Source organism: Algibacter sp. (genome assembly GCF_049667265.1).
GTDB lineage: Bacteria > Bacteroidota > Bacteroidia > Flavobacteriales > Flavobacteriaceae > Algibacter_B.
On the sequence record NZ_JBATHX010000338.1, the window covers coordinates 1 to 2,203 of the forward strand.

General features: G+C 33.1%; 2 protein-coding genes. One reads left to right on the plus strand and one right to left on the minus strand.

The features are described 5' to 3' along the window. On the minus strand, positions 1-1,031 hold a 1,031-nt coding region (locus tag WBN21_RS11955; protein WP_424200578.1), incomplete at its 3' end, for a dihydroxy-acid dehydratase. Between the two features lie 609 nt (positions 1,032-1,640). Between WBN21_RS11955 and WBN21_RS11960 the strand changes: the two genes are divergently transcribed. Further along, positions 1,641-2,203, plus strand: a 563-nt coding sequence (locus tag WBN21_RS11960; protein WP_424200580.1) for an S-adenosylmethionine synthetase N-terminal domain-containing protein, incomplete at its 3' end; no start/stop codon positions are given.

Sequence of the window (2,203 nt, forward strand, 5' to 3'; positions counted from 1 at the left end):
GTTAAACAATCGCCATGTAAGTAACCATTATCTAATAAGTATTTCATAACTGCTGGTGTTCCACCAACGCCATGAACATCTTCCATTAAGTATTTTCCAGATGGTTTTAAATCTGCTATTAAAGGTGTTCTATCACTAACACGTTGAAAATCTTCTAAAGTAAATTCAATATCCGCAGCATGTGCAATCGCTAAAAAGTGTAATACTGCATTTGTAGAACCTCCTAAAGCATTTACCAATGCAATAGCATTTTCAATCGATTTTTTAGAAATAATATCTAATGGTTTTAAATCTAATTCTAAAAGGTTTTTAATAGCTCTCGCAGTTCTTTCACTTTCAGATAGTTTATTAGGATTTTCAGCAGGAATAGAAGAATTATATGGCAATGCAAACCCCATACATTCAATAGCCGAAGCCATGGTATTTGCGGTGTACATACCTCCACAAGCGCCTGCTCCTGGAATCGCACTTTTAATAATATCTCTATATTCTTCTTCTCCTATTTCACCAGCCATTTTTTGACCTAAAGCTTCAAAAGCTGAAACGATGTTTAATTTTCTTCCTTTATATTTTCCAGATGCAATGGTTCCACCATACATCATTATTGACGGACGGTTTAAACGCAACATAGCAATAACGGCTCCCGGCATATTTTTATCGCAACCAACTACAGAAATTAACGCATCATAACTCTGTGCATTCATGACCGTTTCAATAGAATCTGCAATAATATCACGAGATGCCAACGAGTAATTCATACCCGAAGTTCCCATAGAAATCCCATCACTAACACCAATTGTATTGAATCCTAAACCAACTAATCCAGCAATTTTAGTTTCAATTTTTACCTCAGCAGCCAAACCATTCAAATGCATGTTACATGGGTTTCCATCGTAACCCGTACTTGCAATACCAACTTGGGCTTTTTGCATGTCTTCATCAGTTAAACCAACGGCATATAACATGGCTTGTGATGCTGGTTGCGATTCGTCTTGAGTTAGTCTTTTACTATGTTTATTAAGTTCTTTCATATTTGTTGCAAACAATTTTACGTTTTGCCTTATTTCAATTTTGTATTCTTAGTAAATTAAGATTTATAATAAAAATTCATCAATTTATATGATACAAGATGTCGAAATTAATTTATTAGGTTTTTATATCATGTATCCATTGCAATTCTAGGTTAAATCCACGACTATAATAATTAACTTAACACGTTGTTTTTCAATGTTTTAAGTTGAAATTTTTATGATGTTCAAAATGAAAAAAAAGTTCGTAAAAAAACCCTCCGTTTTTAGGAAGGTTCTTAAAATCTATTTTAGTTTCAAAACACCCTTCCTTATCGTTGTGAAATAATTACAATGACATAAATAGAAATGATATTTAAAATTTATTTTTTCATCTTGATTGGTACAAATATTTACAATTAAAACTTAACAGCCAATTAATTATGGAAAAAAAGAAAAATCAAGGTACATATTCTTTTATTTTTTTACTTTTGCGCAAACAAATAATAGAGGAAAGATTTGACTGATTGCAACCTCTTTACATGAAACATTAGTTTGATGTAAGTAAAAATGCTAAAGGCAGTGTAAACTTCCTTCGACGTTCTCGTCAAATCTTACTGTAAAATAAAAAATATGGCTTATTTATTTACTTCGGAGAGTGTTTCTGAAGGACACCCAGACAAGGTAGCAGATCAAATTAGTGACGCTTTAATTGATAATTTTTTAGCTTTTGATAAAGACTCAAAGGTGGCTTGCGAAACGTTGGTAACTACAGGACAAGTTATACTTGCTGGTGAAGTTAAATCGCACACCTATTTAGACGTTCAAAAAATAGCTAGAGATACCATAAATAAGATTGGATATACGAAAGGCGAATACATGTTTGACGGCAATTCTTGTGGTGTGCTTTCTGCCATTCATGAGCAATCTGAAGACATAAACCAAGGTGTAGACAGAGGTAGCAAAGAGCAGCAAGGCGCTGGAGATCAAGGGATGATGTTTGGTTATGCAACCAACGAAACCGAAAATTTCATGCCTTTAGCTTTAGATTTATCGCATAGAATTTTAAAAGAACTTGCTGAATTAAGACGTGAAAATAAAGACATCCCTTATTTAAGACCAGATTCTAAAAGTCAGGTAACGATTGAATATAGTGATGATAATTTGCCGCAACGTATTGATGCCATTGTAGTATC